This window comes from Massilia sp. CFBP9012, assembly GCF_034045115.1.
In the GTDB taxonomy this organism is placed as follows: Bacteria; Pseudomonadota; Gammaproteobacteria; order Burkholderiales; family Burkholderiaceae_D; genus Telluria.
In genome coordinates this window covers 584,229-610,667 of sequence record NZ_JAXCWM010000001.1, presented here as the reverse complement: position 1 = coordinate 610,667, position 26,439 = coordinate 584,229, and the positions used below count along the sequence as shown (strand labels likewise).

20 protein-coding genes are annotated in these 26,439 nt (G+C 67.7%); 8 read left to right on the top strand and 12 right to left on the bottom strand.

All coding sequences use genetic code 11. From position 1 onward, the window contains the following. Nucleotides 1-16: 16 nt before the first annotated feature. From SOM61_RS02480 to SOM61_RS02470, 3 genes are all read right to left on the bottom strand, one after another. On the bottom strand, nucleotides 17-4,861 hold the full coding sequence (locus SOM61_RS02480; RefSeq protein ID WP_320472621.1) for an SdrD B-like domain-containing protein: 4,845 nt from the start codon (nucleotides 4,859-4,861) through the stop codon (nucleotides 17-19). 71 nt (nucleotides 4,862-4,932) lie between these two features. After that, complete coding sequence (locus tag SOM61_RS02475; RefSeq protein WP_320472620.1) at nucleotides 4,933-6,246, bottom strand: hypothetical protein; 1,314 nt, start codon at nucleotides 6,244-6,246, stop codon at nucleotides 4,933-4,935. Nucleotides 6,247-6,374: 128 nt separating this feature from the next. Then, nucleotides 6,375-6,887: a hypothetical protein gene (locus SOM61_RS02470; protein WP_320472619.1), complete on the bottom strand. Its 513-nt coding sequence runs from the start codon at nucleotides 6,885-6,887 to the stop codon at nucleotides 6,375-6,377. Between the two features lie 360 nt (nucleotides 6,888-7,247). Between SOM61_RS02470 and SOM61_RS02465 the strand changes: the two genes are divergently transcribed. Genes SOM61_RS02465 through SOM61_RS02450 form a run of 4 tightly spaced genes read left to right on the top strand, consistent with a single transcriptional unit; the run spans nucleotide 7,248 to nucleotide 11,905 of the window. Continuing rightward, nucleotides 7,248-8,945: a methyl-accepting chemotaxis protein gene (locus tag SOM61_RS02465; protein ID WP_320472618.1), complete on the top strand. Its 1,698-nt coding sequence runs from the start codon at nucleotides 7,248-7,250 to the stop codon at nucleotides 8,943-8,945. 9 nt (nucleotides 8,946-8,954) lie between these two features. Further along, complete coding sequence (locus SOM61_RS02460) at nucleotides 8,955-9,794, top strand: CheR family methyltransferase (RefSeq protein WP_320472617.1); 840 nt, start codon at nucleotides 8,955-8,957, stop codon at nucleotides 9,792-9,794. Nucleotides 9,795-9,800: 6 nt separating this feature from the next. Then, entirely contained in the window at nucleotides 9,801-10,307 is a 507-nt protein-coding gene (locus SOM61_RS02455) for a chemotaxis protein CheD (protein WP_320472616.1), read from the top strand. Continuing rightward, a complete protein-coding gene (locus SOM61_RS02450; protein ID WP_320472615.1) occupies nucleotides 10,304-11,905 on the top strand; it encodes a chemotaxis protein CheW in 1,602 nt (533 codons plus the stop codon). The genes SOM61_RS02455 and SOM61_RS02450 overlap by 4 nt, the downstream gene beginning before the upstream one ends. On the opposite strand, the gene SOM61_RS02445 is transcribed toward SOM61_RS02450, so the two are convergent. The 5 genes from SOM61_RS02445 to SOM61_RS02425 all read right to left on the bottom strand — a co-directional run bounded on the left by SOM61_RS02445 (nucleotide 11,889) and on the right by SOM61_RS02425 (nucleotide 16,225). Next, nucleotides 11,889-12,458 (bottom strand): TetR/AcrR family transcriptional regulator, encoded by a 570-nt coding sequence (locus SOM61_RS02445; RefSeq protein WP_320472614.1) that lies wholly within the window; start codon nucleotides 12,456-12,458, stop codon nucleotides 11,889-11,891. The genes SOM61_RS02450 and SOM61_RS02445 overlap by 17 nt on opposite strands. Before the next feature lie 59 nt (nucleotides 12,459-12,517). Continuing rightward, a complete protein-coding gene (locus tag SOM61_RS02440) occupies nucleotides 12,518-13,222 on the bottom strand; it encodes an SDR family oxidoreductase (protein ID WP_320472613.1) in 705 nt (234 codons plus the stop codon). Next, nucleotides 13,219-14,190: an LLM class oxidoreductase gene (locus SOM61_RS02435; RefSeq protein WP_320472612.1), complete on the bottom strand. Its 972-nt coding sequence runs from the start codon at nucleotides 14,188-14,190 to the stop codon at nucleotides 13,219-13,221. The genes SOM61_RS02440 and SOM61_RS02435 overlap by 4 nt, the downstream gene beginning before the upstream one ends. A gap of 8 nt (nucleotides 14,191-14,198) precedes the next feature. Continuing rightward, nucleotides 14,199-15,413 carry an MFS transporter gene (locus tag SOM61_RS02430; protein WP_320472611.1) on the bottom strand — a complete coding sequence of 405 codons (1,215 nt, stop codon included), beginning with the start codon at nucleotides 15,411-15,413 and terminating at the stop codon, nucleotides 14,199-14,201. A 65-nt stretch (nucleotides 15,414-15,478) separates the two neighbouring features. After that, nucleotides 15,479-16,225, bottom strand: coding sequence for an SDR family oxidoreductase (locus SOM61_RS02425; protein ID WP_320472610.1), 747 nt, complete (start codon nucleotides 16,223-16,225; stop codon nucleotides 15,479-15,481). 91 nt (nucleotides 16,226-16,316) lie between these two features. On the opposite strand from SOM61_RS02425, the gene SOM61_RS02420 reads away from it, so the two are divergent. Next, nucleotides 16,317-17,204 (top strand): LysR family transcriptional regulator, encoded by an 888-nt coding sequence (locus tag SOM61_RS02420; protein WP_320472609.1) that lies wholly within the window; start codon nucleotides 16,317-16,319, stop codon nucleotides 17,202-17,204. 9 nt (nucleotides 17,205-17,213) lie between these two features. On the opposite strand, the gene SOM61_RS02415 is transcribed toward SOM61_RS02420, so the two are convergent. After that, nucleotides 17,214-18,056, bottom strand: a complete 843-nt coding sequence (locus SOM61_RS02415; protein WP_320472608.1) for a sugar phosphate isomerase/epimerase family protein — start codon at nucleotides 18,054-18,056, stop codon at nucleotides 17,214-17,216. 234 nt (nucleotides 18,057-18,290) lie between these two features. Between SOM61_RS02415 and SOM61_RS02410 the strand changes: the two genes are divergently transcribed. Together SOM61_RS02410 and SOM61_RS02405 are read left to right on the top strand one after the other, a co-directional pair. Continuing rightward, nucleotides 18,291-18,815, top strand: a complete 525-nt coding sequence (locus tag SOM61_RS02410; protein WP_320472607.1) for an SRPBCC family protein — start codon at nucleotides 18,291-18,293, stop codon at nucleotides 18,813-18,815. A gap of 92 nt (nucleotides 18,816-18,907) precedes the next feature. After that, nucleotides 18,908-19,945, top strand: coding sequence for a porin (locus SOM61_RS02405; protein ID WP_320472606.1), 1,038 nt, complete (start codon nucleotides 18,908-18,910; stop codon nucleotides 19,943-19,945). Here SOM61_RS02405 and SOM61_RS02400 read toward each other — a convergent pair. After that, nucleotides 19,942-23,139, bottom strand: a complete 3,198-nt coding sequence (locus tag SOM61_RS02400) for a hybrid sensor histidine kinase/response regulator (protein WP_320472605.1) — start codon at nucleotides 23,137-23,139, stop codon at nucleotides 19,942-19,944. The genes SOM61_RS02405 and SOM61_RS02400 overlap by 4 nt on opposite strands. 109 nt (nucleotides 23,140-23,248) lie before the next feature. On the opposite strand from SOM61_RS02400, the gene SOM61_RS02395 reads away from it, so the two are divergent. After that, nucleotides 23,249-23,938: an SOS response-associated peptidase family protein gene (locus SOM61_RS02395; protein WP_320472604.1), complete on the top strand. Its 690-nt coding sequence runs from the start codon at nucleotides 23,249-23,251 to the stop codon at nucleotides 23,936-23,938. Here the strand turns inward: SOM61_RS02395 and alr are convergent. Together alr and SOM61_RS02385 are read right to left on the bottom strand one after the other, a co-directional pair. Further along, complete coding sequence (gene alr / locus SOM61_RS02390) at nucleotides 23,935-25,059, bottom strand: alanine racemase (protein ID WP_320472603.1); 1,125 nt, start codon at nucleotides 25,057-25,059, stop codon at nucleotides 23,935-23,937. The two genes, SOM61_RS02395 and alr, sit on opposite strands and share 4 nt — an antisense overlap. A gap of 4 nt (nucleotides 25,060-25,063) precedes the next feature. Further along, nucleotides 25,064-26,431 (bottom strand): D-amino acid dehydrogenase, encoded by a 1,368-nt coding sequence (locus SOM61_RS02385; protein WP_341850453.1) that lies wholly within the window; start codon nucleotides 26,429-26,431, stop codon nucleotides 25,064-25,066. Nucleotides 26,432-26,439 lie beyond the last annotated feature (8 nt).

Below are 26,439 nucleotides of genomic sequence, written 5' to 3'. Positions count from 1 at the left end.
TTTTTCCTCGTTCTTGTTACTTGAGCAGATCGCCGGACAGCAGGCCCTGCAGGGTATTTTCGTCGAATTTCATGCGCATCCGCACATAAGCGCCTTTGGCGGTGGCGTCGGCGCCGGCCAGGTCGCGCTCGGTGAAGCCCATGAAGTTGTAGCCGGCCGAGACCCACATATTCTTCTTGAGCTGGTAGCCCGCTTCCAGGCCCGCAGCGTACTGGCGGCCGCGGGTGTCGCGGTCGAGCAGCATCTGGGCGGTGGCGCCGACGTCCCAGTCTTCGTTGATCTCGTGGGTCACGCGGCCGGCCACCAGGTGGCTGACGGTGCGGGTCGACAGGCCGTTCGAGCGGTCCAGCGCGACCTTGGCGGCGTAGCGCGCGCTGACCACGGTGTCGCGGCGCAGCTGCCAGTTGGCGTTCATCGACACCGCATGCACGGCGCGCTTGAGGTTGGCCGGGCCGTCGTCGCGTTCCAGCTTGTACTCGTACTTGGCAAGGCCGGTCACGCCGATCGACTCCAGGGCGCGGTAGGCCACGCCGCTTTGCAGCAGCTCGGTCAGGCGCAGGGTGGTGCCGGCGCCCTTCGAGCGGGTCGCGGCCAGGGTGTTCTTGCCCAGGAAGGTCCAGCTCTCGTCGATCTTGTAGGCCAGGCCCAGCGTCGACAGCAGGCCGTCGCTGTCTTCGCCGTGGCGCAGTTCGAGGCGCGCGTTGCCGGTCCAGGTCGGATGGCGGCTCACTTCGATGGCGCCGGTCAGGGCGATCGCTTCGTTGTCGCGGGCGCCCGAGATCACCTTGACGCGTTCGACGCTGGTATTGGCGCGCACGCCTTCGCCCAGGGTCCACAGGTTGCGCAGGCCAAGGGCTGCCTCGGCCTGGCGCTCGCCGCTGATGGTGCCGGCCGGGGAGGTGCCGCCGGCGCGGTATTCGGTGAACACGCGGCCGTCCTGCATGTAGTCGCTGTCGACGCCGAACACGGTGGCGCTACGCTGCTGGCCCTGGTTCAGCGCATAGGTCGAACCCAGGCTGCTGATCAGTTCATGGCGGCCGTAGACGCGGCTGCCGCCGGCGAAGCGATAGTCGCCGCCCAGGGCCACCATGCGGCGGCCGTTGTCATGGATGTCCTGTTCGCCTTCAAGGAACACGCCGGCCTGTGGCAGGCCCGGGATCTGGGTGGCGATCTTGGCGCGCACGCTGGTCAGGTCCGGCTGGGCCAGCACGACGTTCTCGCCGGCCGATTCGCGGGCGTGGCGCACGCCCAGTTCGACCTGGACGCCGTTGTCGAAGGTGTAGCCGCCGAACAGCTGCACGCCATTGCGTTCGGCCTCGGTTTCCAGGTCAGCGGTGTGCAGGGCTTCCAGGCCGAGACTGGCGCGCTCGGTGACGCGGTAGCGCACGGTGGCGCCGCCTTCGGTGCGGCCCTTCGGCAGCGACGACGATGGATTGTCGAAGTTGGCGTCGGCGCGGCCGGCGAACAGGCGGCTTTCCAGCTTGCCGTCGGTGCGGGTGGCGTCCAGGCGGGCGGCGCGGCCTTTCTGGTCGGCCTTTTCCATTTGCGCGGCTTCGACGATGACGGTGGTCTTGTCGTCCGGGGTCACGCTGGCGTTCACGCTCACCAGGCGGGTCGGGGCGGCCGGGTTGCGGTCTTCCACGGCGCTTCCGCCGACTTCGACCATCTCGCCGATCTTGTACTGGGCGGCGATGCCGCCGACCCAGAAGCGCGGGTGGCCCTGGTCGACTTCATAGCTGATGCGCAGGCTGACCGGGTTCATGTCCGGGTCCAGGCTGGCGACCGGGGCGCGCAGCAGGATGCGGCCGGTCAGCGGGTCGATGTCGTACTCGGCGTAGCGCGCCAGCAGGCGGCGCGACAGCATCAGGCCGGTCTGGTTGCGGTCGCGCACGACGATCTCGACGCGCTCGCTGTTGATGACCATCAGGCCGCCGCCGGTGAGGAACGGGCCCGAGGTGCCGTTGGCGGCGATCTCTTCGACCATTTGGCGGGTGGTGTCGTAGCTGGCGAACGAGTCGAAGGTCAGGTTGCCGATTTCCGAATGGGTGCGCAAGCCCGTCAGGTTGCGGCTGTAGGCGCCCAGGTTGCGCGCCGGGGTCACGCCTGGCGGCACGTAGTCGCCGTACATCACGTACGAGCGGTCGCGGTCGGCGCGCAGGTAGAGGCGGCTGGTCGACTGCGCCTCGAAGCCACGGCGCGCGTCGTCGCCGTAGGTCGGGTAGTAGGCCAGCGGATCGATGTCGCGGAACAGCTTCGGCTCGGTTTCCTTGTCCGAATCGTAGGCCATGGTCAAGAGGGTGTCCTCGCCCACCTGGCCCTTGGCGAACATGGCGGCGCGGGCGCCGGCGGCGGGGCCATTGCCATTGCCTCGCTCGGCCATGTGGCGCAGCTTGTCCTCGAAGCCGTCGAAGTCGCGCAGCGGGTTGGCGGTATTGCCGCGCACCCGGTTCAGGCTGATGGCGCCTTCGACCACGCCGGCCGCAACCAGCGGACGCAGGTCCGGCACGAAGCGCAGCGCGCCCTTGGCCTGCAGCAGGCCGCTGGCGGCCAGCAGGCGGGCTTCGCCGGCTTCCTTCGGGGCGCGCAGCGAGAATTCGGCGCTGCCGCCTTCGACGAACACCTGGTAGCCGGGCTCGCGCGGGTCGAGGTCGGTCGTGTCCCACTGGCCGGCGCTGGCGTCCAGGGTCACCGGGGTGCGCTCGACGACCGGCACGCCGTCGGCGTCTTCCAGGCTCACGTTGATCAGCACCGGCTGCTTCCCGTCGGCCGGAGCGGCCTCGGTCTGCGGCTTGATGCGCAGGCGCGCCAGCTTGCCCGGCACCACGACGCCGATGCGCTGGCTGCCGCGGGCATTGCCGAAGGCATCCTTCTGGGCGATTTCCAGCTCGTTGTGGCCCGGGCGCAGGGCGACGCCGACGTATTCGTAGACGTCCAGCTGGCGGTCGGCGACGGTGCTTTGCTGGCCAACGTGGCTGTCATCGACTTCCACGCCGTTGACGGTGAGGGTGAAGCTGTTGCCGGCGGCGCCCTTGATGCGCACCATCGCCTGGCCGTACGGCAGGACGGCGCCGTCTTCCAGGCCGATGAAGGCCAGCTTGTTGTCCATTTTCGCCAGGTCGAGGTCTTCGATCCTGGTGATCGTGACGGTTTTCTCCGGCACGGTCAGCGCGGAGGCGGCTTGCAGCTCGGCGCGCAGGCGCTCGGCGCGACCGGCAATGGCGGCGCGCAGCTCGTCGCCGCAGGCGTCCAGGGCGAAGTCGGCGCGCGCCAGCTCGCCGTCCTTGAGGTCGACGAAACGGCTGCCGGCGTCGCCCGCATTGCGGTTCGACAGGATGGCCAGCTGGCTGCCGGCTGGCAGGGTGGTGGCGTCGACCTTGGCCACGTGGGTGCGCGGGGTGACGCCGGCGAAGCTGTAGCGGCCTTCGGCATCGGTCTGCGCGAAGTTGCCGTCTTCCAGCCAGATGCGCACGTCGGGCACGCCCGGCTCGCCACGATCGCGCAGGCCGTTGGCGTTGCAGTCGGCGAACACGGTGCCCAGGATGTGGCCCTTGTCGCTGAAGATGCCCGCTTCGACCTTCACCTTGGCGGCGGCCACGGTGCTGGTGAAGACCAGGGGCGCGGCGCTGGTGGCGTGGGCGCGGTTGATGCCGTCGCCCTGCAGCGCGCCGGCGCCGATGCGCACGCGGTAGCGCAGCACGCGGTTCGAGCGGCGCGGCAGGTCGCCCACATTGATCACCAGTTGCGGGCCGCGGTTGGCGAACTTGCCGTCGAACGGTGCGTTATCCAGGCGCATCGAGCCTGGCACGTAGCTGAAACCGGCCGGCAGGTCGTCGATGACGGTGACGCCGTTCAGGGTCTCGTCGGCGGTATTGAACACGCGCACGGTGTAGTCCAGCACTTCGCCGATTTCGACCACGGCGCGCGAGGCGTTCTTTTGCAGGTACAGGGTGCCCGGGATCGGGTCGAGCGGGACGTCGATGGTGACCACGCCGAGGGCGGCGCTGACGGTGAACTCGCCGCCGAACGAGCCGTACAGGTTGGTCTCGCGGTTGCCCGGCAGCTGGCCCGCGGAGGTCTTGGACGGGAAGCCATAGTTGTTCGGGGGGATGACCTTCAGGCGGTACAGGCTCGGGGCGACCAGCGGGAAGTGGTACATGCCGTTGCCGTCGGTGACGACCGTGCTCGGCAAGCGGCTGACGGCATCGACGTCGAACACGATCGCCGGGCCGCCGGGATTGCCGCCGTTGCCGGCGCCGGTGACGTCGATCAGGGTCACGGTGGCGCCCGCGACCGGCTCGTTGCTGACGCTGTCGTACACGATGCCGATCGGGTCGACCAGGATGTCGGTCGAGATGGTGCCGTTGCCGCAGCCGGCGATGCTGGCGGTGAGGGTGTCGTCGGCCATGACTTCGAGCATGCCGTCGCCCACGTCGTTTTCGTGGCCGTCTTCGTCCATGGAGCGGTCCATGGTCATGGGAGTGATGCGGAACAGGCCGCTGTCGGCGGCGGTCTCCGAGGCCATCCAGGACTGGCTGTCGCCGCTCTTCTTCGAGGAAATGGTGACGCGGATGTCTTCAGCCCGGCTCGGGTCGGCATTGCAGTCGGCCGCCGAGATCTGTATGAACAGCTGGCCGTTGGCGCGGGTGGCGCGCGCGACGGTCGAGAAGGCGGCCGAGGTGAAATAGGTGATGGTGTCGGTGCGCTGCGCGCGCACGGTGTTCGATTCGACGGCGCCGGCGCCGCCGCCCGGCTGGGCGAAGGTGGCGCTGGCCTTGTTGACGATGGCGGCTCCCGCGTCGCTGCACAGCAGCAGGGTGGTGACCAGGCAGAAGAAGACGAAGTGTCGGAGCTGAGTGATCATGGCGCGGGAGTCGGAAAGAGAATTCTGAAAGCGGCGTCCGGGGACGCCGCGCTTGCTGGATGAAAGAACGCTTACGGGTTGATCTTGACGCCGAAGTTCAGCGTGTTCGACTCGTTCGGGTTCAGGTTGAAGCCGGTGGCCGACACCGTGGTGACCACGCCCGCGGTGAGCGGAGCCAGGATCGCGCCGAGCAGGGTCTGGGCGGCGGCGCCGGTGTGGTAGGTGGTGTTGGCCGGCACGTTGTCGGTGATGACCACGGCGTTGATCGTGGTCAGGCCCTTGTTGGTGGCGACGATCTGGTAGCGGATGCAGGCGCCAGGGGCGGCGGTGATCGGGTCCTTGGTGAACTCGCCTTCCGGGGTGCCGTTGCAGTCGGCGTCCAGGGCCTGGGTCTTGACCAGTTCCAGCAGCGAGTCGCCGGCGACGACGGTCACGGCTTCATGGATGCGGTCCGAAATGGCGACGTTGGTGGTCGACTGGGCGCGGAACCAGATGTCGGTGGTGCCCGGGGTGGCGCCGGCGGCCGGGGTGACTTCGGCGGTAACCTTGACGTTGGCGCCGGCGGCGACGGTGGCGTTGGTGATCACCTGGCCGTTGGCGTCCTTGAACACGACGGTCCAGCCGGCCGGCAGCGGGGTGCCGCCGAAGTTGACGTCGGTGCTGGCGGCCAGCGTGAAGGTGTCGGGGCTGCCGCCGGTGTTGTTCAGGTAGATGACGAACGAGGTCATGGTGCCGGCGGTGGTGAGCTTGGTCTCGATGGCCGAGGCTTCCGGACCCTGGCCGTTGCCCGGCGCGGTCGGGCCGAAGGCGTTGGCGGTGATGTCCATGAGGGCGCCGGCGCCGACGGTGGTGGTGTCGGTGCTGGTGGCGCTGATGCTGCCGTTGAAGCCGCTGGTGGCTTTGACTTGCATGGTGTTGGTGTTGCCGGTGGTGGCGCCTGCCGCCAGGGTGGCCACGGCCACGAAGCGGTAGGTGGCGCCCGGGGCCAGCTGGCCGGTCGAGGTGATCGGGGTGGCGTTGTCGGCCGCGCCGTTGCCGTCGGCGTCCAGGTAGAACACGACGCCGGTCAGGGCCAGGGCGCCGCTATTGGTCTGGGCCAGGGCGAAGGTGTCAGGGCCGTTACCGGTATTGGTCACGCTGTGGGCGAACACCACCTGGGTGCCGGCCGCGCCGCTCTTGGCGGTGCCGTTGTTGATGGCCAGGCTGGCCACTTGCTGCACGGTGGTGGTGACCACGTTCGACTGGACGGTCTTGGTGCCGGTCGAATCGGTATAGGTAGCGCTGGCCTGGTTGGTGATCAGGGTGCCGGCGGCGGTCGGGGCGGCGCTGGCGTTGGCGGCTGCCAGCAGCGAGGCTGCGGCGACGAGCGTGAGACGGGTTTTCATGGCTTCTTCCTTCTTGTCAGACGGGAAATGAATCGGGTTTGTACTGCAAATGAACCGGGTAAAAACGAGATAAAATTATTAAAATGACAACTAAATCGATGGAATTCGGGCGTCAGGGCGGTCCTCCCTTATCTGCTTGCCAACTTGGGCGCGCTGCCGATCGAGATCACCTTCATGCGTGAGCTGACGGTGACTGCCTGACCGGGCGCGAGGTCGCCCAGGTTCCAGCGCAGGAAGCGGTATTCCGAGGCCGGCACCCGCTCGACGACGCGCAGGCCCTTGCGCACGACTTCACGGGTGAGGGGCAGGGGAGCGAAGGTCTTGCCGTCGAGGCTGGCCTGGACCGCCTTCGGCGCCGCGCTGCCGGCCAGGTAGCTCATCGCGCCTTCGGGCACCGGCAGGGTCGCCGCCACCGCCTGGGCCACGGCCTTGCCCTGGTTCTGGTAAGTGATCTGGTATTCGATGGTGTCGCCGATTTCGGCTTCGAGGGCCGGCACCAGCTTCTCGCCACCCTTGTCCTGGGCGACGACCTGGAAGGCTTGCAAACGCACGTCGACGGCCTGGGTATCGGCCGCGAATACTTTGGTGCCTGCCAGCACGATGGTCCAGAACAGCAGGATATTCAGGATACGAATGGTCATGGAATTCCTTTGAATCGAACGGTGGGTGGGTGGGGTCATCATGGTTTCGGTTTTACTGGTTTAGTTGACGATCTGCATTCTATCGAATTTACTGAGTTACTCAAGAAAAATATTTCGTATTTGCAGATTTTGATGTTGTGAGGGAACATCTTGAACAAGCGACAGCAGCCAGTTCATAGATAGTTGGTATGCAAATCGGCAAGTCGAGGATGTTGTTGCTGAGAAACAACGACATCTGTCCTGTTTTTTAATCTTCTGACTTTGCTGAATTTACTGTCTGCGTTTTTTGGCGCATGATTGTTTCCATGCATGCTGTGGCGCCGCGCTCCGCGTCGTCTTCACTTACTTACCTGTGGATATATGGAAACCATCTACCTGGAATCGCCCGACGCCCTGCAGGACTTGCGCGCGATCTATTCGGCGCTCGACGGCGCCCAAGCCATCATCGAATTCGATTTGAATGGCAACATCCTGCGTGCCAATGACAATTTCCTGGCCGTGACCGGCTATACCGACGACGAGTTGACGGGCCGGCATCATTCGATGTTCTGCGAACGCGACCTGATCGATTCGCCGGCCTACGTGCGCTTCTGGCAGGACCTGGCCGCCGGCAAGGCCGACCGCGCCGAGTACAAGCGCATCGCCAAGGGCGGGCGCGAGTTCTGGATCAATGCCTCCTACAATCCGGTCAAGGACGCCAGCGGCCGGGTGTGCAAGATCATCAAGTTCGCCACCGACATCACGCTGGAAAAACTGCGCGCCGCCGAGACCGCGGGCCTGGTGGCCGCGATCGCCAAAGCCCAGGCCGTGGTCGAATTCGACATGAACGGCATGCTGCTGGACGCCAACGCCAACTTCCTCGACCTGCTCGACTACGCGCTGGAAGACGTGCGCGGCGAGCACCACCGCGTGTTCTGCGACGACGAATATGCCGCCAGCGCGGCCTATCGCCGCTTCTGGGGCAAGCTCAATCGCGGCGAATTCGACGCCGGCCGCTACAAGCGCCATGGCAACCACGGCAAGACGGTGTGGATCCAGGCCACCTACAACCCGATCTTCGACGCCGACGGCAAGCCGGTGAAGGTGGTCAAGTTCGCCACCGACATCACCGAGCAAGTGATGCTGGAGCAGGCCGCCGTCGCGCGCGCCGAATCCGAGCGCCTGAAGGTCGACGCCCTGCTTGAGCAGGTGGCGCGCGCCTCGCGCGGCGACCTGACCGGATCGATCGACACCAGCGGCGACGAGCCGCTCGACCAGCTGGCGCGCGGCGTCATGAAGATGATCGGCGACCTGCGCGCCGTGATCGGCGACGCCGTCAACGCCGCCGGCAAGCTCAACGACTCTTCGCGCGCGATCGCCGACCGCTCCAACACGGTGGCCGCCAGCGCCCAGGCGCTGGGCGCCACGGTGGAGCAGATGAACGCCTCGGTCGACGGCCTGACCGCCTCGATCAACACCATCGCGCGCAGCACCCAGGAAGCCAATTCCCTGGCCCAGAACACCCGCGACGAGGCCGAGATCGGCGCCAGGGCGATCGCCCGCTCGATCGAGGCGATGGCCATGATCAACCAGTCGTCGGAAGACATCGGCGAGATCGTGAAGGTGATCGGCGAGATCGCCGGCCAGACCAATATGCTGGCCTTCAATGCCGCGATCGAGGCCGCGCGCGCCGGCGAGCACGGCCTGGGCTTCTCGGTCGTGGCCGACGAGGTCAGGAAGCTTGCGGAACGCTCTTCGCAGGCGACCAAGGAAATCTCGAAGCTGATCAACGAATCGGTGCGCCGCGTGGCCCAGGGCAGCGAGATCTCGCGCCAGGCCAGCGAAGCGTTCGACCGCATCACCACCGGCGTGGGCAAGACCTCGCTGGCGATCGCCGAGATTTCGGACAGCGCCAGCGAACAGTCGCTGACGGCCAAGGAAGTGAGCGCCGCGATCTCCTACATCGCCCAGGAAACCGAGCGTTCGGCCGGTTCCTGCGACAGCATCGCGCGTTCGACCGAGGGCCTGAACGAGCATGCCGGGCACCTGAACGCCACGGTGGCCCGCTTCGTGGTGTAAAGGGGCGATATGGGACTGAGCGATATGGGACTGAGCAATATGGAACTGAGCGATGACAAGCTGGACGCCATCATCGGCCTGGTGCGCAAGCACACCGGCATCGCCATGGGCCGGCACAAGCGCGTGCTGCTCGAGGGGCGCCTGCAGCCGCGCCTGCGTGCGCTCGGGCTCGACAACTATGGCGCCTACATCGAGCGCCTCGACCACGACCGCCAGGAGGTCGTCTCGTTCATCAATTCGGTGACCACCAACGACACCGCCTTCTTCCGCACCCCGGCCGTGTGGCGCTGGCTGGAGCGCGAGTTCCTGCCAGAGTGGGCGGCGCGCGCCGAGGCTATGCCGCTGCGTATCTGGTCGGCCGCCGCAGCCACCGGCGAAGAAGCGTATTCGCTGGCCATGACCTGCCTCGAGGCGCGCAGCAACTTCCCCGGCCTGCGCTTCGAGATCCTGGCCACCGACATCTCGACCGAGGCCCTGGCCGCGGCGCGCGCCGCCGTGTACCGCGGGCGCAGCGTGGAGCGTTTCGAACGCGACCACCCGGAACTGTTCCGCAAATACCTGCGTCCGGTGGGCGACGCCTTCCGCGTCGCCAGCGAGGTGTCGCAGTACGTCGAGTTCGCAGAACACAATCTGCTGCAACGGCCGCCGCGCGTGGCCGGCTTCGACCTGGTCATGCTGCGCAATGTGCTGATCTACTTCGATGCACAGGCCCAGCAGCGGGTGCTGGCCGGCGCCCGCGCGTCGATGCAGCGCGAGGCGCGCCTGGTCCTGGGCGAGCAGGAATCCATCACTCGCCTGGACACGGATTTCGTGTTCGAGCAGGCCCACGTCTATCGTATCGGGGATTAAACCACCATGACTACGCACCTGAACCATCGCCTTGACCACACCGCCCATGTCCTGACCGGCCAGATGCAGATCGGCCAGGGCGAGCAGGTCCTGACCGCGCTGCTGGGCTCCTGCGTCGGGATCGGCATGATCTGGCGCAAAGAGCGCCGCTGCGGCCTGGCGCATTGCTTCCTGCCCGAGGGCGTCGAGACGGGCGAAGATTCCGCGCGCTACGTCAGCGCCGCGGTGCCGCGCCTGCTGGCGGCGCTGGGCGTGCGCCGCGAGCAGTACGACGAGGTGGACGTGGTGATCGCCGGCGGCGCGCGCATGCTGAACCTGCGCACCCACGACGGTGCGGTGGGCACCCGCAATATCGCGGCGGCGCGCTCGCAGATCTCGCTGCGCGGCCTGCAGGTGACGTTCCAGGACGTGGGCGGCTCGCAGGGGCGGCGCCTGTCGATCGACTGCGATCGCCAGACCTTCAGCGTGGTGCGCATCCAATCCGCCCAGCGCGCGCAGATGGTGGCGGCATGAACGCGCTGAACGATATGCATGCCGATGCGCGCACCGCCGTGGCCGCGATCGGGGCGCAACAGGCCGCCGCCGCGCGCGTGCTGCGCGAGGCCGCCGGCATGGAAGTGGTGGGCACCTTCTTTTTGGCCGGCCAGGAATTCGCGCTGCCGGCCGACCATGTGCGCGAAGTGGTGGGCATGCCAGCGCGGATCACCCCGATCCCGCTGTCGCCAGCCTGCCTGGAAGGCATCTTCACCCTGCGCGGCGCCGCCATTCCGCTCCTGAACCTGGGCCGCATCTTCGATCCCGCGGCGTCCGCTGCCTCGAACGAGCAGCGGGTGGCGATCGTCGACGTCGACGACATCCAGGTCGGCCTGGTGTTCGACGCCACCGGCGAAGTGCTGCGCGTGCGCCCCGAGCAGCGCGCCGGCCTGCGCTGGAGCGAAGACCAGCGCTTGGACTCAAACCTTGGGGTGGTCGCCGGCGCGATCACCCTGGAAGACGGCGCGCGCATCGTCCAGATGCTCGACGCCGCGCGTCTGGTGCGCATCGATAACGTGCCGCAAGTGCGGGCCCATGCCAGCGTGGCGCGTGAAGCCTGGCGCATGCGCTTCCTGCGCCAGGCGCAAGGCCGCAAGTGCATCTCGTTCACCGTCGGCGGCCTGCGCTTCGCGCTGGCGATGGAGGCGATCCAGGAAATCATGCGCGTGCCGGCGCTGCAGCCGTCGGTGATGCTGGGCCGCCTGTGCAAGGGCTGGCTCAACCTGCGCGGCGCACCGGTCGGCGTGGTCGATTTCGGCGCGCTGCTGCAGTGCGCGCCTGCTACCTGCGACCCGGATGACGCGCGGGTGCTGGTGGTGCGCATCGGCGACGAGCAGCTCGGGCTGCTGGTCGACGCGGTCGACGACATCCGGCCGTACTTCGACACCGACATCCTGCCGATCCCGATGCTGGGTACGGCGCGCGGCGCCATGTACCGCGGCTGCCTGCCCAATGCGGAGCTGGGCGACAGCCTGTTCCTGGCGCACGAGGCGCTGTTCTCGGATGCCGAGGTGGCCGAGATCTGCGCCGGCCACCGCCGCCTGTATGCGGCCGAAGCCGGGGCCGCCCGCGCGGCCGAGAAGAAGGTGGGCGCGCGCCGCGTCTACCTGGCCTTCTCGCTGGACACTGGCTGGGCGGCCGATATCGGCCAGGTGCGCGAGATCGTCGATTTCGACGGCCCAGTCACCCGTCCGCCCGGCATGCCGGCCTGTGTGCACGGCATGATGCAGGTGCGCCAGCAGATGGTGTGCGTGATCGACCTGCGCACCCTGTATGGCATGGCGCCGCTCGAAGACCGCTCCGGCTGCCGCATCCTGGTGCTGGAGCACGAGGGCGAGCGCTTCGGCCTGGTGGTCGACCGTGTGGACACCATCCTGTCGCTGCCCGACAGCCAGCGCCGTCCTTCGCCGCAGCTGCTGCGCGTGAACGGGCCGGACGATATGCGGCGCGACGCCGCCGAGGTGCTCGAGGTGCCGGGCGAGGACGGGCACATGGACGGGCAGGAGCGCGTACGCACCCTGCTCGACAAGGAGCGCTTCCTGGCGACCCTGCGCGGTCAGCTCACGCGAGCTGCTTGACGGCCTCCACGGCGTCGTCCAGGAGGGTGCGCGCCACGCCGGGGTCGGTGACGATGCGCGACATGGTGAGCGCGCCGATCATGATGGACAGGGCGATCCGTGCGCGCCGGGTCGCTTCCGGCGCCGGGACGGCGCCCATGCGCCGCGCGAAGACCTGCACCAGCCGTTCGAAGCCTTCGCTGGCGACCTGGCGGGTGGCGGGCGCGGAGCGCACCAGTTCACTCCCTACCGCCGCGAACAGGCAGCCGCCGCCGGCATGGGCGGCATCTTCCAGGCGCAGATAGGTCCAGGCCAGGGCCTCCAGGTCGGCGGGGGCGCCATCCCCGCCGGGCGCGAGCCGCTGCGCCGCCTGGCGCAGGGCGAGTGCGCTGGCTTCGGCGATCAGCTCGTCCTTCGACACGAAATGCTTGTAGAAGCCGCCATGGGTGAGACCGGCCGCGGACATCAGTTCGGCGATGCCGGTCTGGTGGATGCCGTTCTGGCGAAACACCGTCGACGCCGTTTCCACGATCCGCTCGCGCGTCTGCGCCGCCTCCACTCTCGATTTTCCCATCCACTTCCTCCAGGGTTCTGCTGGCGCGAGTATAACGCGCAGCGCGCTGTCCTGCCGCCTCAGAACGGCTCGACCCAGGGCCTCAGGTCGATCTCGTGGCTCCAGGCGCTGCGCTCCTGCCGCATCACGGCCAGGTAGCTGCGCGCGATGGCCTCTGGGTCGAGCGTACTGTCCGGTCGCGCCGGCGGGTCGGCGCGCGTCGCGGAGCGCACCAGGCCGTCGATCACGATATGGGCCACGTGGATGCCTTGCGGCCCCAGTTCGCGCGCCGCGCTCTGGGCCAGGCCGCGCAAGGCGAACTTCCCCATCGCGAACGGAGCCGAGTCGGCGAAGCCCTTGACGCTGGCCGTGGCGCCGGAGAGGACGATGCAGCCATGGCGCGCCGGCGCCATGCGCAGGGCGGCCTGCTGGACCACCAGAAAGCCGCCATAGGCCGACGCCGCCAGGTCGGCGCCCACCTGCCGCGGGTCGAGCGTGAGAATCGAGGCGCGGGCCGGCCGTGACGCGGCATTGTAGACCACGACGTCGGCGGGCCCATAGGCCCATTCGGCGCACGCGAACAGCTCGGCGACCGACGCGGGATCGGCTGCGTCGGCCTCGAACGCCAGGGCCCCGATGTCGGCGGCCAGCGGACGCAGGCGCGCGAGATCGCGCGCGCCCAGCGCCACCCTGACACCCTGCGCGATCAGCTGGCGCGCCAGCGAGGCGCCGATGCCGGGGCCGGCGCCCACGATCAACGCCGTACGATAGGGGAAGACGTTCATGCCGCCAGCGCCGGAAAATGGAGCACGATGTGGCGCCGCAGCTCGTCGATGACGTCCTGCGCCGGACGGGCGCTGTACTTGAGGCTCAGGATCACCTGGTTGACGCCGATCTCCTGCAGCAGCTCCAGCAGCTTGAGCAACCGGTTGCGTCCCAGCCGGTAGCCCAGGTGGATCGGCTGCGGCGCGGCATCCGGATCGTTCGCCAGGTCGATGAACAGGGACTGGATGAATGGCTTGAACTGCTCACCGCAACTGGCGGCCACGCTGGCGCGGAAGGTGGCAATCAGCAGTTCCTGGTGTTCCAGCTGCCTGGGATACGTGATCCAGCCATGGGCATGTTCGGCGATCCAGTCCACCGACTGGCGACTGTTGCCGGTGACAAGCAGCGGCACTTCCCGCGCCAGCGGCTTGGGCACCAGGTCGGCCCCCTCCAGCGCGCCGCCTTCCCAGCGCGCCGGTTCGAAGCTGGTGCCCTGGACGGTGCGCATCACCGCCAGGTGCTCGCGCAGGATCGCGCCGCGACGCTCGGGGTCGACGCCGAAGGCGGGAAACTCCACCGGGCGGTCGCCGGAGGCCACGCCCAGCAGCAGGCGGCCCCCGCTGAGCCGGTCGACGCTGGTGGCCGCCTTGGCCACGTGCAGCGGGTTACGCAGCGGTACCACGATGCCGCCGGTGCCGAGCGCGATGGTCGAGGTTTTGGCCGCCAGGTAGCCGAGATAGACGAAGGGATCGAAGATCTGGCCGAGGTCGCCGAAGCCCGGGTCGCGCAGCGGCACGTCGCGGATGAACAGCGAGGCGAAGCCGGCGGCTTCGGCTTCCTGCGCCCGCTCGGCGTGGCCTTCCATGCTGGGCGCGTCGCCCTGGTAGGCTTCGATCGGATAGAACAGGCCGAGGGTCAGCCGGCCCGGCGCGAAGCAGCGCGTGAAGCCGGGCAGGGTGGAATACGGGCGTGAAGATGGTGAAAGCATGGTCAATCCTAGCGAGTAATGGCGGGTTGGACGGCGTCCGTCGTTGGCCTGGCATGAAGCACGGCAAGCGCCGCCAGGGGCAGCAGTGCGGCCAGTGCGGCCACGCTGCCGGCCCACGGCGTCAGTTCCATGGCGCCGCGGGCGACGATCAGGCTGCCGCACAGGGCACCCATCGAAATGCCCAGATTGAATGCCGAAATGTTCAGGCTGGAGGCGAAGTCCATGGCCTGCGGGGTGTAGCGTTGCGCGGTGGCCAGCATCGCCGCCTGGAGCGGAGGGCCCAGGCCGAAGGCGAACAGGCCCCACACGAACAACATTGCCACTATTGGCGTCTGCGAGCGGATGACGAGTGCGATGAGCGCCTGGGCCAGCGCCAGCCCGACCAGCATGCCGGCCAACGTACAGGCCCAGCCGTAGCGGGTAACGAGGCGTCCGCCCACCAGGTTGCCGACGAAGGTCGCAGCGCCGAACACGACCAGCAGCGCGCTGGCGGTGGCGGCCGAGAAGCCGGAAATGTCGGTCAGGATCGGCGTGATGAAGGTGAAGGCGGCGAAGCTGGCGCCGAAGCCCAGCACGGTCACCGCCATCATCGACAGGATGGCGGGACTGGCCAGCGCCGCCAGCTGCGCGCTGGCCTTGCCTGCGCCGCCCTGGGGGAGCTGGCCGGGCAGCCAGCGCAGCATCGCGCCCAGACCGATGGCGGCCAGCAGCGCCACGGCGAGGAAGGGCAGGCGCCACTCCATCAGGTTGCCCAGGAAGCTGCCGAGCGGTACCCCGATCACCATCGCCAGCGTCAGCCCGGCGAACATGGTGGCGATCGCGCGGCCGGCCTGTTGTGACGCGACCAGCGCGGCCGCCACGGTGGCGCCGATGGCGAAGAATGCGCCGTGGGCGACTGCCGTCACGACGCGTCCGGCCAGCAGCATGGCGTAGCTCGTCGAAAACGCCGACGCCAGGTTGCCGAGCAAGAAGGCGACGAGCAGTCCGGCCAGCACCCGGGTACGTGCGAGACGCGACAGGGCGAGCACCAGCAGCGGTGTGCCCAGCGCGAGCGCCAGTGCGTACAGGCTCACCAGGGCGCCAGCGCTGTCGAGGGAAATCCGGAGGTCGGCGGCGATGGACGGCAGGATGCCGACCACGATGAATTCGGAACTGCCGATGGCGAAGGCGCTGATTGCCAGCGCGATCACGCCGGCGGGCATGCGGTCGTGTTGTGTGTTCATGTCGGGCGTGGAAGGAAATGGAAGCCCCCGGCGCCGGAATGCGCGGGGAAGCGGCTGCGGGCGGCTCAGCCCTTGAGCATCATGTCATTGAATTCCTGGAAATAGGCCGCTTCGTTGGGGCCTGGATTGGCGCGGATCCTGCGCACCCGGTCCACCAGGACTTCGTCGGCGCCGGTGGCCAGCAAGGCCATGGATTCGGCGATGAATTCGGCGCGCGGCATGGCGCCTTCGGCCTCATTGCTGTTCAGCAGATCGGTGCGCACCCAGGGCGGGGCCAGTTCCACCACCTTGACCGTGCTGCCTTCGAGCTGGTAGCGCAGGGTCATGGTCCAGGAGTGCAGCGCGGCCTTGCTGGCCGAATAGACCGCGCCGATCGCGAACGGCACGAAGCCCATGCCCGAGGTGACGTTGACGATGGTCGATGCGGGTCGGGTTTTCAGGTGTTCGACCAGGGCCGAGGTCAGGCGGATCGGGCCGAGAAAATTGGTGGCGACGCTGTCGACCAGCATGCGGTCGTCGATCGGTTCGGCCGGGTTGTCGATCGCCATCACGCCCGCGTTGTTGATCAGGACATCCAGCGAAGGGAAGTCGCGCAGCACCCGCGCACTGGCCTCGGCAATGCTTTCCTGGTCGGTCACGTCGAGTTCGATGGCGCGCATGCCCGGATTTGCCTGCGTCACGGCATCGAGGTAGTCTTTGCGCCGCCCGGCGACGATGACCTGGTTGCCGAGCCGGTGGAAGGCTTCGGCCAGGCCGCGGCCGATGCCCGAGGCGCCGCCGGTGATCAGGATCGTGTTGCACGTCATTTTCATGTTTCTGCTCCCTGTTGAGGTGTATGGAGCGATGAGCATAGGCAGTGGCCGAAACAAAATCCAACAATCGTTTTTGGTATAAGATACAAATATGAACAAATTATCGAGGCTGGGCATCAAGCAGCTGCGCATCATGGCGGCCTTGCTCAAGGACGGCAACCTGAGCCAGGTCGCGGACCAGATGGGATTGACGCAGCAGGCCATCAGCGCCAACCTGGCGACCCTGCGCGAAGTATTCGGCGATCCGCTGTTCGTGCGCACCGGACGGGGCGTGCTGCCGACCGCGCTGGCGCTGGAGATGGGGAGCGAGATCAATGCGATCCTGGCCGCGCTCGAGCGGCTGGTCGAGCGCGGCCCCTTCGATCCAATGGAAGTGCGGGCGACGGTGAATATCTCCGCCTCGGATTACGCCCATGCGGTGGCGGTCGCGCCGCGCCTGCGCGCCATCCGCGACCAGGCGCCGCACCTGAAGCTGATCCTGAGCGAAGCCGAGGTCGACACCTTGCCGGCCAGGATGGGCAGCGGCGAGATCGACCTGGCGGTGAATATCCCCGCCAATGTGCCGGCCAGTTTCGAGCGCCGCGTCCTGTTCCAGGAGCATTACGTGTGCGTGGCGGCGGCCGCTTCGCCGCTCGCGGGCAAGCGCCTGAGCCTGAAGGCGCTGGCGCAGCAGCAGCATGTGGTGGTGTCGCCGGCGCGCGCCAACCTGGTCGGCTCGGCCGACGGCTGGCTCCAGCAGCTGGGACTCGAGCGCAATATCATCCTGTCGGTGCCGCATTTCCTGCTGATGCCGCAGGTGCTCGAGGCGACCGGCGCGGTGGCTTTCCTGCCATCGCGGCTGCTGCCGCATCCCGGCCTGGCGCGGGTGCGGCTCGATGGCGACGTGGTGCCGCCCGGCTTCGAGCTGATCGCCGCCTGGCATCCGCGCGCGGCGTCCAGCCCCCTGGCGAGCTGGCTGGTTGGCATGCTGGCGCGCTGAAGCGCAGAGTCAGCCCAAGTGGCTGCCCCAATGCGGGTGGCGCGCCACGCGGCGTTCGATATCGCGCAGCATGCGCAGCGACCGTTCCAGCTTGTGATAGGCGTCGCCGCCTTCCTCCCAGCCGGTGTAACCGATATAGCCTTCGTAGCCCAGGCGCTTGAGCAGCGCGACCACCGCAAAATTGTCCAGTTCACCGACGTCGAGCGGTTCGATCGTCGCGATGCCCATGAAGCCGAGCGGGCTGCGCCGGGCGCCCGCCAGGTTGACCTGCTTGATGTAGGGCAGGGCGCGGCGCAGCAGGGCCGCGAGCTGGTCGCCTCCGCCCATATACCAGTTACCGCTGGTGAACAGCATGCCGAGCTTGGGATGCGCCATCTGTTCGCACAGGCGCAGCGCGTCGTCGTGCTTGTCGAGCCAGAAACCGATATGGGTGTACAGCAGGATGCGGCTGCCGCGCGCCTGGGCGATGGCGAGCGCCTGTCGCAGCAAGGCGCATACCGCGGCGTCGCCGGCCGGATCGGAGCGGTTGAGGAGCGGGCCGGCCGAGCGGATCGCCAGCTCGATGGTCGAGCCCTCGGGCATCGTCTCGATCATGGTGAGAATGCCGCTGTTGCGCAGGTCGCGTTCGCCCAGCGCCAGGTCGAGCACGATGTACACGCCGGCTACCTCGAGCCCGTAGCGTTCGCCGACGTGCGCCAGCGGCGCCGTGCTGGCCCAGTTGCGGCCATCCCATACGCTCAGGTGCATCGCGTCATAGCCCACCTCCTTGACGATCTCGCAGCGCTCTTCGAAGGGATAGACCCCCAGGCTGCTGTAGAAGGGCATGTCCATCGCATAGAATTTCTGGGTCATTGGTGCTCCATTCGATCCGGGTTGACGCCTTACGAAAGGCTTGACGCGCCAGTCTAGGGTCCCCTGGATACAAACTCAAACAATCATTCTTTGTGTGAGATACAAGAAGAAATCGAATGTCTTCGGCCATGAAGATTATGATTGACATCCATTTTCCGGCGTGCGAATAATAAAAAAGATGTCGATCGTCATCCATCTTTTCGACATCGTTTACCTTTTATCTGGAGAAGTAAAATGACTATTACCGCCGGCTTCGATGCCACCAACGACCCTCGCAATGACATTAACTGGCCCGAGGCCTACAAGCCGGAAACCGCCCCCCTGTACGCCCGCAACGAGCTGGTCATTCCAGCGCCGCCGGCCACCGTCTGGGCCTGGCTGACGTATGCCAAGAGCTGGCCCGAGTGGTATCCGAACGCGCAGGACGTGGAGTTCACGATCTGGCCGGGCCCCTACTTGCGGGCCGGGTCGGAGTTCCGCTGGTCGACCTTCGGCTTCCGCCTGACGTCGACCGTGCACGATTTCGAGAAGGAGCGCCGCCTGGCCTGGGTGGCAAAAGCGGACGGGGTGCTGGCCTACCACACCTGGTATCTGCACCCGCTGGAGGATGGCACGACGCTGTTGATCACCGATGAAACCCAGATCAGCACCCTCGGCATCTGGTCCACCGATGTGTTCACCAAGGGACTCGTCGAGCAGCACGACGTGTGGCTGCGTGAGCTGAGCAAGAAAGCCCAGACCGGCCTGCCGCCAGGCTGACCCGCCGCCATCTCACCGTCATTCCCCCGTCGTCCAGTGCCGGAGCCCGCTCCGGCACTGTCCACTCCCACATCGTTTCATTCCTGATCTTCGTGAACATCCTGCTTGCGCCGCTGGCACTTTTGAGTGCATTCATCGGCAGCGCTTACGCGCAATCGTCGGTCCAGTTCTATGGCAATATCGATATCGGCTTGATCAAGCGTAGCGGCCAGCCGCTGGCGCTCGGCAAGCGCGCCAACAATACACTGGGCATCAAGGGCAGCGAAGCGCTCGGCAACGGCCTCGATGCCTTGTTCCAGCTCGAGATCCGCTACGAGCCGGACACCGGCAGCGCCGAGCAAGGGCCGGGAGGCGCGCAGCGTCCGCTGTTCCAGGGACAGAGCCGGGTCGGCCTGAGAGGCGCTTTCGGAACGGTGAGGCTGGGGCGCGGCCTCACCGCCTTCCAGGAATCGAGCGCGGCCTTCGACCCGTGGTACGGGTCGCCGACGCCGGCCGGTTTCCAGACAGATCTCACCATTGCGGGCTTCACGTCCGACCCGCTTGGCCCGGTCGGCAACTCGACCAACCGGATGTCGAATGGGCTGTTCTACAACTCGCCCGAGGTGGCCGGCATGCAGCTCAATGCGACCGTCGGCACGCGCGAGGCGAATGGGGGGGCGCCCCTGATCGGCAAGGGCAGCGCGCAGGACCCGCAATATCCCGCGAACGCGGCGCCATCAAGCACGCCGGTATCGCTGACGGCGACCTACCGTCGCAAGGACCTGTCGCTGATGCTGGCCTTCGAGCGCAATGCCGTCGAAAGCCGCCTGTACTCCGCCGGGGTGTCGCTGGTGCCGACGCCGTCGACGCGGGTGATGGTGTCGCATACCAGGCAGGACCAGTCCCATACCCGGGTCGTACAGGCGCACAGCAAGGCCTGGGTTATCGGCCTGCAGCAGGTGCTCGGCCCCGGCCGGGTGCTGGCGGGTTACGGCTGGAAGGACGTGGACGAGTCGTCCACGGCCAGGCAGGCCTCGCTGGGCTACGAGTATGACTTATCGAAGCGCACGCGTCTCTACGCCGACGTGTCGAGCAAGAAGGCGCCGCAACGCGTCCGCCACCTCGATCTGGGCGTGAACCACCAGTTCTAGGCCAGCTTTTCCAGCAACGCCTCCAGCTGCCCGGCATCGTAGGGCTTGGGCAAGTGCGCGTCCGCCGCATCCGATGCGTGGCTCGCCCCGCTCATGAAGACGATCCGCGCGCGCGGCAGTCTTTGCCTGACCGTGTGCGCCAGCGCCTCCCCGCTCATGCCCGGCAGCTGCAGGTCGGTCAGCACGATGTCCGGCTGCCTGTCCAGCAGCGCCTGCGCCGCTTCGGCGCTGGCTGCGTCCAGCACCTCGTAGCCCATGATGCGCAACAGTTCCGCGGTGTTCTCGCGGATGTCGTCCTCGTCTTCCACCAGCAGCACGCGCGCCTTCGAGCCGGCCGGCGCGGCGGCGCCGGGCGATGGCTGCAGGGCGGCGTTCTTTTGCTGCTGGTTGGCCAGCACGTGGCGGATCTTGCGCGCCAGGTTGTCGCGGGTATAGGGCTTGCCGAGCAGTTCGACGCCCGGATCGAGGCGGCCGCCGTGCACGATCGCGTTCTCGGTATAGCCCGAAGTGAACAGCACCGCGACGTTGGGCAGGCGCTCGCGCGCCTTCTTCGCCAGCTCCGGGCTGCGCAAGGGGCCCGGCATGACGACGTCGGTAAACAGCAGGTCGATGTGGATGCCGCTGTCGATCACGGTCAGGGCCGAGGCGGCGTCGTTGGCGCGCAGCACCCGGTAACCCAGGTCGGCCAGCAGGTCGACCACGGTCAGGCGCACCTGCTCGTCGTCTTCGACCACCAGCACGGTCTCGTGGCCGCCGGTCGCCGGCTGCGCCAGCTGTTCGCCGGCGTGATCCTCGGCCCGCAGCGAGCGTGGCAGGTAGATCTTGACGGTGCTGCCTTCGCCGACCTCGCTGTAGATCTTGACGTGGCCGCCCGACTGCTTGACCAGGCCATATACCATCGACAGCCCCAGGCCGGTGCCCTTGCCCTCGGGCTTGGTCGAGAAGAAGGGCTCGAAGGCCTGGTCGATGACTTCCTGCGGCATGCCGCTGCCGGTGTCGCTGACGGCCAGCAGCACATACTGGCCGGGCGCGACCTCGGGATGGGCGGCGCAGTAGCCGGCGTCCAGTGCGGCGTTGGCGACCTCGAGGGTCAGCTTGCCGGCGCCGTCCATGGCGTCGCGCGCATTGATCGCCAGGTTCAGGATCGCGTTCTCGAGCTGGGCCGGGTCGACCTCGGTGGTCCACAGGCCGCCCGAGATCACCATCTCGACGTCGATCTCCTCGCCCAGGGAGCGCCGCATCATGTCTTCCATGCTGCCCAGCAGGCGCCCGATCTTGACCGCCTTCGGCTCGAGCGGCTGGCGGCGCGCGAACGACAGCAGGGAGCTGGCCAGCTTGGCGCCGCGCTCGACGCCGTTCATCGCGTTCTCGACGCGCTTCTTGATCTCGGGCAGGCCGTCGGCGCGGCGCGCGATCAGTTGCAGGTTGCCGCCGATGACTTGCAGCAGGTTGTTGAAATCGTGCGCCACGCCGCCGGTCAGCTTGCCGATGGTTTCCATCTTCTGCGCCTGCTGCAGCGCGGCCTCGGTGCGCCGCATGGCTTCCATCTGGGCCAGGTCGGTGCTGATGTCGCGGCCTACCGCGTGGATGTACTGCTGGTCGGGCGAGGCGGTCCAGGACAGGTGGCACCAGCTGCCGTTCTTGCGACGCCAGCGGTTCTCGAAGCGGAACACCTGGCCCCCGAGGCGCAGCGCGTCGATCTGGGTCGCGGTCGGCGCGCGGTCGTCCGGATGCACCAGCTCGAGCAGCGAGGTGGCCTGCACCTCGGCCTCGGTCCAGCCGAGGATGGCCGTGAACGCCGGATTCACCGCGAACAGGGCGCCCTGGAGGTCGGCCACCAGCATGATGTCCTTCGACAGCCGCCACATGCGGTCGCGCTCGGCCGTGCGGCGCTCGACCCGTTCCTCGAGGGTGGCGTTGGCGACGGCCAGCGCCTCGCTGGCGCGCTTCTGTTCCTCGATGTCGATGCTGCTGCCGATCCACAGCGCGCCGTCGCCGGCCTCGCCCGGCGAGCGCCGTGCGCGCACCAGGTGCCAGCGGTATTCGCCATCATGGCGGCGCAGCCGGATCTGGGCGTCGAGCGGGGCGCCGGACGCCACGCTGGCGTCCCACAGCGTGCGGTAGCGCGCGACGTCGTCCGGGTGCACCAGCGCGCCCCAGCCGCGGCCCAGCACACCCTGCGGATCGGCGCCGGCGCTGGCATATTCGTGCACGCGGTCGTTGATCCATTCGACGCTGCCGTCCGCGCGTGCCGCCCACACGTGGTTGGGCATGGCCTGGGCGAAGGTGCGAAAGCGCGCTTCGCTGGTGCGCAGCGCGCGTTCGGTGGTCACCCGTTCGGTGACGTCGTTGCCTTCCACGAAGGTGGCAAACACGGCGCCGTTCGCGTCGCGCAGCGGCTGCAGCACGAAGTCGATGAAGAAGTGCACCGGCGCGTCCAGGCCGGGATTGCGCAGCGTGAGTCCGACACCCTCGGCGCGGAAGGTCGTGCCGTCGGCGAAGCAGCGGTCGAGCACGTCGACGATGCCGCGTTCGGCCAGTTCGGGCACCGCCTGTGCCGCCGGCATGCCCAGGAGAGGACGGTTGCCGGTCAGCGCGCGATAGGCGTCGTTGGCCAGCGCGTAGCGATGCTCGCGGCCCTCGAGCAGGCAGATGAAGCCGGGCGCCTGTTCGAACATCGAGTTCAGGCGCTCGCGTTCGGCGCGCACATGGCGCTCGGCCTTGACCTTGCTGGAGGTCTCGACCACCACCGACATCACGCCGGCGATGGCGCCGTCCTGGTCGCGGATCGGCGAATAATCGAGGTTCATCCAGACCGGCTCGGGCTGGCCGCTGCGGTGCAGGGTCAGTTCCTGGTCCTGGTAGCTGAGGGTGCCGCCCGCCAGGCCCACCTTCATCACGTTGTCGTTGAAGTCGGCCACCTCGGGCCAGCCTTCGCGCACCTTGGAGCCGAGCAGCACCGGATGGCGCCCGCCGGCGAACACCCGGTAGGCGTCGTTGTAGATCATGTAGCCGTCCTCGCCCCACAGGGTGACGATCGGCGCCGGGGTGGCCATGATCAGGGCCACCGTGGTCTTGAGTACGGTCGGCCAGTCTTCGATCGGGCCCAGGCTCGTGGTATCCCAGGGGAATGCTAGTATCAGTCGCGACGTCTCGTCAGTGGCGGGCAGGAAGGGAAGGCTGGCTGGCGGCATCGGTGCGAATGATAAAAAGTGGACGATGCATTTTACACTTCGGATAACATGGAAGACGCCATGTTCGTCGCCACTGTTATTATTAGGCAACAATTTCCAGGCCCTTTTCATGTGCGTTAATTATCGCCCCCCGACACCCGAGCAGTTCAATGGCCGCATTGGCGCCTTCAGCATCCTGCCAGGCGACTGGCACTGGCCCGAGGAAACCTGGAAGGATTACGCGGCGCCGATCCTGCGCGCCGCGCCCGGCTTGCCGCTGGAAGCCTGCGTGGCCAGCTACGGCATGGTGCCGCGGCGCCACATCCCGCACGAGGTGAAACCCTTCGACACCATGAATGCGCGCGCCGAATCGCTGCTCGAGCGGCGCTCGTTCGCCCCGGCCTGGCGTCGCCTGCAGCTGTGCGCCGTGCCGATGCTGTGGTTCTACGAGCCGTGCTACGAGAGCGGGCGCGCCGAGCGCACCGCGATCGGCATGGCCGACGAAGGGCTGTTCTGGGTGGCGGGCCTGTGGCGCGAGTGGCAGGAGGCCGATGGCGCGATGTCGACCGCCTTCACCCAGATCACCATCAACGCCGACGACCATCCGCTGATGCGGCGCATGCACAAGCCGGGCGACGAGAAGCGCTCGCTGGTGCTGCTGGGGCAGGAAGAAGTGGGGGACTGGCTGGCCTGCCGCGATACCGACGTCGCGCGCAGCTTCCTGCGGCATTATCCGGCCGAGGCCATGAAAGCGTGGCCGGCACCACTGGCGCCGAAGCGGGCCGCGCCGCCGCCATCGCCGAACCTGGAGTTGTTCTAGCCGCCGACGTATTGACGGTAAAAGCGCGCACCCAGGCGGGTCAGCACCTCGTAACCGATGGTGCCGGCCTGGCCCGCGACCTCGTCCACCGTCTGCTGCGGGCACAGGAGGTCGACCGTCTGGCCCGGCGCGATCCGCGCTTCGGGGATGCCGGTGACGTCGAGTGTGATGCTGTCCATCGACACGGTGCCGGCGAAAGGCACGGCCACGCCGTCCACGAAAGCCCACGAGTGGCCGGTGAGGGCGCGCAGCCAGCCGTCGGCATAGCCGATGGCGATGGTGGCGATGCGGCGCTCGCCCTGCGCGATATAGCGCGCGCCATAGCCGACGATGTCGCCTGCGGCCACGGTGCGCAGCTGCACCACGCGCGCCGCCAGCGACACCGCCTGCGCCAGCGGATTGGCGTGACCCGGCTGGGGATTGATGCCGTATAGCGCGCACCCCGGGCGCAGCAGGTCGAAGTGCCAGGCGCCGCCCAGGAACACACCCGAGGAATTGGCCAGGCTGGCCGGCACGCCTGGGAACAGCGCGCGCACCTCTTCGAAGCGCTGGCGCTGGCGCTCGTTGAGCGGGTGCGCCGGTTCGTCGGCGCAGGCCAGGTGGCTCATCACCAGGCGTAGGTCGATGCCTTCCAGCCAGGCCGGATCCTGGCGCAGGCGGTCGAGGTCAAACGGGGCCAGGCCCATGCGCGACATGCCGGTATCGACCTGGAGCGCGGCCGGCAGTTCTCGGCCGAGCTCACGTGCCAGCGTGCGCCATTCGGCCACCTGGCCACGGTCGTTCAGCACCGGCACCAGGTCGTGCTCGACGCAGTCGCGCGCCGTGCCCGGCATCGCGCCATGCATCACGTGGATGGTGCAATCCGCGGGCACGAGCTGGCGCAGGCGGATGCCTTCGTCGAGGTGGGCCACGAAGAAGCTGCGGCAGCCTTCGCGCACCAGCGCCTGCGCGACCTTGTCCATGCCGAGTCCGTAGGCGTCGGCCTTCAGCACGGACGCGCAGGCGGCCTGCGCGCCACCGGCCTGACCGCGTTCGCGCAGCAGGCGGTAGTTGGCGCGCACCGCGTCCAGGTCGATCGTGAGGATGGCCCCGGCGCGGGCGCAGCTTGCCTGGTCGCTCATCGGGTCAAGCCTGCGCCAGCTTGCCGGGGGCGGCGCCGCTGCCGCTGCCCGCGTAGCGGAACACGGCCAGGTCGTCGGCGCGGATCGACGGCGCCTTGCCGCCCACCAGATCGGCGATCACGCTGGCCGAACCGGCCGCCATGGTCCAGCCCAGCGTGCCGTGGCCGGTGTTCAGGAACAGGTTGCGCAGCGGCGTGGCGCCCACCACCGGGGTGCTGTCCGGCGTCATCGGACGCAGGCCGGTCCAGAAGCTGGCCTGGGCCGTGTCGCCCGCGCCCGGGAACAGGTCGTTGACGACCAGTTCCAGGGTTTCACGGCGGCGCGGATTGAGATCGAGGTTGTAGCCGGAGAGCTCGGCCATGCCGCCAACGCGGATGCGGTCGTCGAAGCGGGTCACGGCGATCTTGTAGGTTTCGTCGAGGATGGTCGACACAGGCGCGCGCGCAGCGTCCGTGATCGGCACCGTCAGCGAATAGCCTTTCATTGGATAGACCGGCAGCGGGAACCAGCGCTGCAGCAGCAGGCGCGAGTAGCTGCCCAGGGCCAGCACAAATCGGTCCGCGGCGAATACGCCCTTGTCGGTGTCAACCGAGACGACCTCGCCGCCCGCTTCATTCAGATGGCGGATCGCTGTGTCGAATTCGAAGCGCACGCCCAGCTCGCGCGCCATGGCCGTGAGGCGGGTGGTGAACAGCTGGCAGTCGCCGGTTTCGTCGTTCGGCAGGCGCAGGCCGCCGACCAGCTTGTCGGCCACATTGGCCAGCGCCGGTTCGGCCGTGGCCAACTGCGCGCCTTCCAGCACTTCGTAGGCGACGCCGGCGTCGCGCAGCACCTCGATGTCCTTGGCCGCACCGTCGAACTGCTGGCGGGTGCGGAACAGCTGCACCGTGCCCTGCTGGCGGCCTTCGTAGGCGATGCCGGTGTCGCGCCGCAGCGCGCGCATGCAATCGCGGCTGTATTCGGCTAGGCGCACCATGCGTTCCTTGTTGACGGCGTAGCGGCCTGGATCGCAGTTGCGGTACATCTCCCACATCCAGGCAAGCTGGAACAGCGAGCCGTCGGGACGGATCGCCAGTGGCGCGTGGCGCTGGAACAGCCACTTGGCGGCCTTGAGCGGAATGCCGGGCGCGGCCCAGGGCGAGGCATAGCCGGGCGAGATCTGGCCGGCATTGGCAAAACTGGTCTCGTGGGCGGGGCCGGGCTGGCGGTCGATGACGGTGACCTCGTGGCCGGCCTGCGCCAGGTAATACGCGGTGGTGACGCCGACCACGCCGCTGCCCAATACGATGACTCGCATATATCCCTCGAAAGCTGAATCCAGAAAAGGTTGCCATCGTAGCGCGGGTAGGGAGATAATTGTTTCTGTTAACACGTCATTTT

What these genes read in the sequence shown, in the direction of transcription:
- alr (WP_320472603.1), bottom strand. Translation starts at nt 25,059, where the DNA reads ATGAGCGACCAGGCAAGCTGCGCCCGCGCCGGGGCCATCCTCACGATC.
- SOM61_RS02475 (WP_320472620.1), bottom strand. Translation starts at nt 6,246, where the DNA reads ATGAAAACCCGTCTCACGCTCGTCGCCGCAGCCTCGCTGCTGGCAGCC.
- SOM61_RS02470 (WP_320472619.1), bottom strand. Translation starts at nt 6,887, where the DNA reads ATGACCATTCGTATCCTGAATATCCTGCTGTTCTGGACCATCGTGCTG.
- SOM61_RS02425 (WP_320472610.1), bottom strand. Translation starts at nt 16,225, where the DNA reads ATGAAAATGACGTGCAACACGATCCTGATCACCGGCGGCGCCTCGGGC.
- SOM61_RS02415 (WP_320472608.1), bottom strand. Translation starts at nt 18,056, where the DNA reads ATGACCCAGAAATTCTATGCGATGGACATGCCCTTCTACAGCAGCCTG.
- SOM61_RS02455 (WP_320472616.1), top strand. Translation starts at nt 9,801, where the DNA reads ATGACTACGCACCTGAACCATCGCCTTGACCACACCGCCCATGTCCTG.
- SOM61_RS02460 (WP_320472617.1), top strand. Translation starts at nt 8,955, where the DNA reads ATGGGACTGAGCGATATGGGACTGAGCAATATGGAACTGAGCGATGAC.
- SOM61_RS02465 (WP_320472618.1), top strand. Translation starts at nt 7,248, where the DNA reads ATGGAAACCATCTACCTGGAATCGCCCGACGCCCTGCAGGACTTGCGC.
- SOM61_RS02410 (WP_320472607.1), top strand. Translation starts at nt 18,291, where the DNA reads ATGACTATTACCGCCGGCTTCGATGCCACCAACGACCCTCGCAATGAC.
- SOM61_RS02400 (WP_320472605.1), bottom strand. Translation starts at nt 23,139, where the DNA reads ATGCCGCCAGCCAGCCTTCCCTTCCTGCCCGCCACTGACGAGACGTCG.
- SOM61_RS02450 (WP_320472615.1), top strand. Translation starts at nt 10,304, where the DNA reads ATGAACGCGCTGAACGATATGCATGCCGATGCGCGCACCGCCGTGGCC.
- SOM61_RS02395 (WP_320472604.1), top strand. Translation starts at nt 23,249, where the DNA reads ATGTGCGTTAATTATCGCCCCCCGACACCCGAGCAGTTCAATGGCCGC.
- SOM61_RS02420 (WP_320472609.1), top strand. Translation starts at nt 16,317, where the DNA reads ATGAACAAATTATCGAGGCTGGGCATCAAGCAGCTGCGCATCATGGCG.
- SOM61_RS02430 (WP_320472611.1), bottom strand. Translation starts at nt 15,413, where the DNA reads ATGAACACACAACACGACCGCATGCCCGCCGGCGTGATCGCGCTGGCA.
- SOM61_RS02445 (WP_320472614.1), bottom strand. Translation starts at nt 12,458, where the DNA reads ATGGGAAAATCGAGAGTGGAGGCGGCGCAGACGCGCGAGCGGATCGTG.
- SOM61_RS02435 (WP_320472612.1), bottom strand. Translation starts at nt 14,190, where the DNA reads ATGCTTTCACCATCTTCACGCCCGTATTCCACCCTGCCCGGCTTCACG.
- SOM61_RS02480 (WP_320472621.1), bottom strand. Translation starts at nt 4,861, where the DNA reads ATGATCACTCAGCTCCGACACTTCGTCTTCTTCTGCCTGGTCACCACC.
- SOM61_RS02440 (WP_320472613.1), bottom strand. Translation starts at nt 13,222, where the DNA reads ATGAACGTCTTCCCCTATCGTACGGCGTTGATCGTGGGCGCCGGCCCC.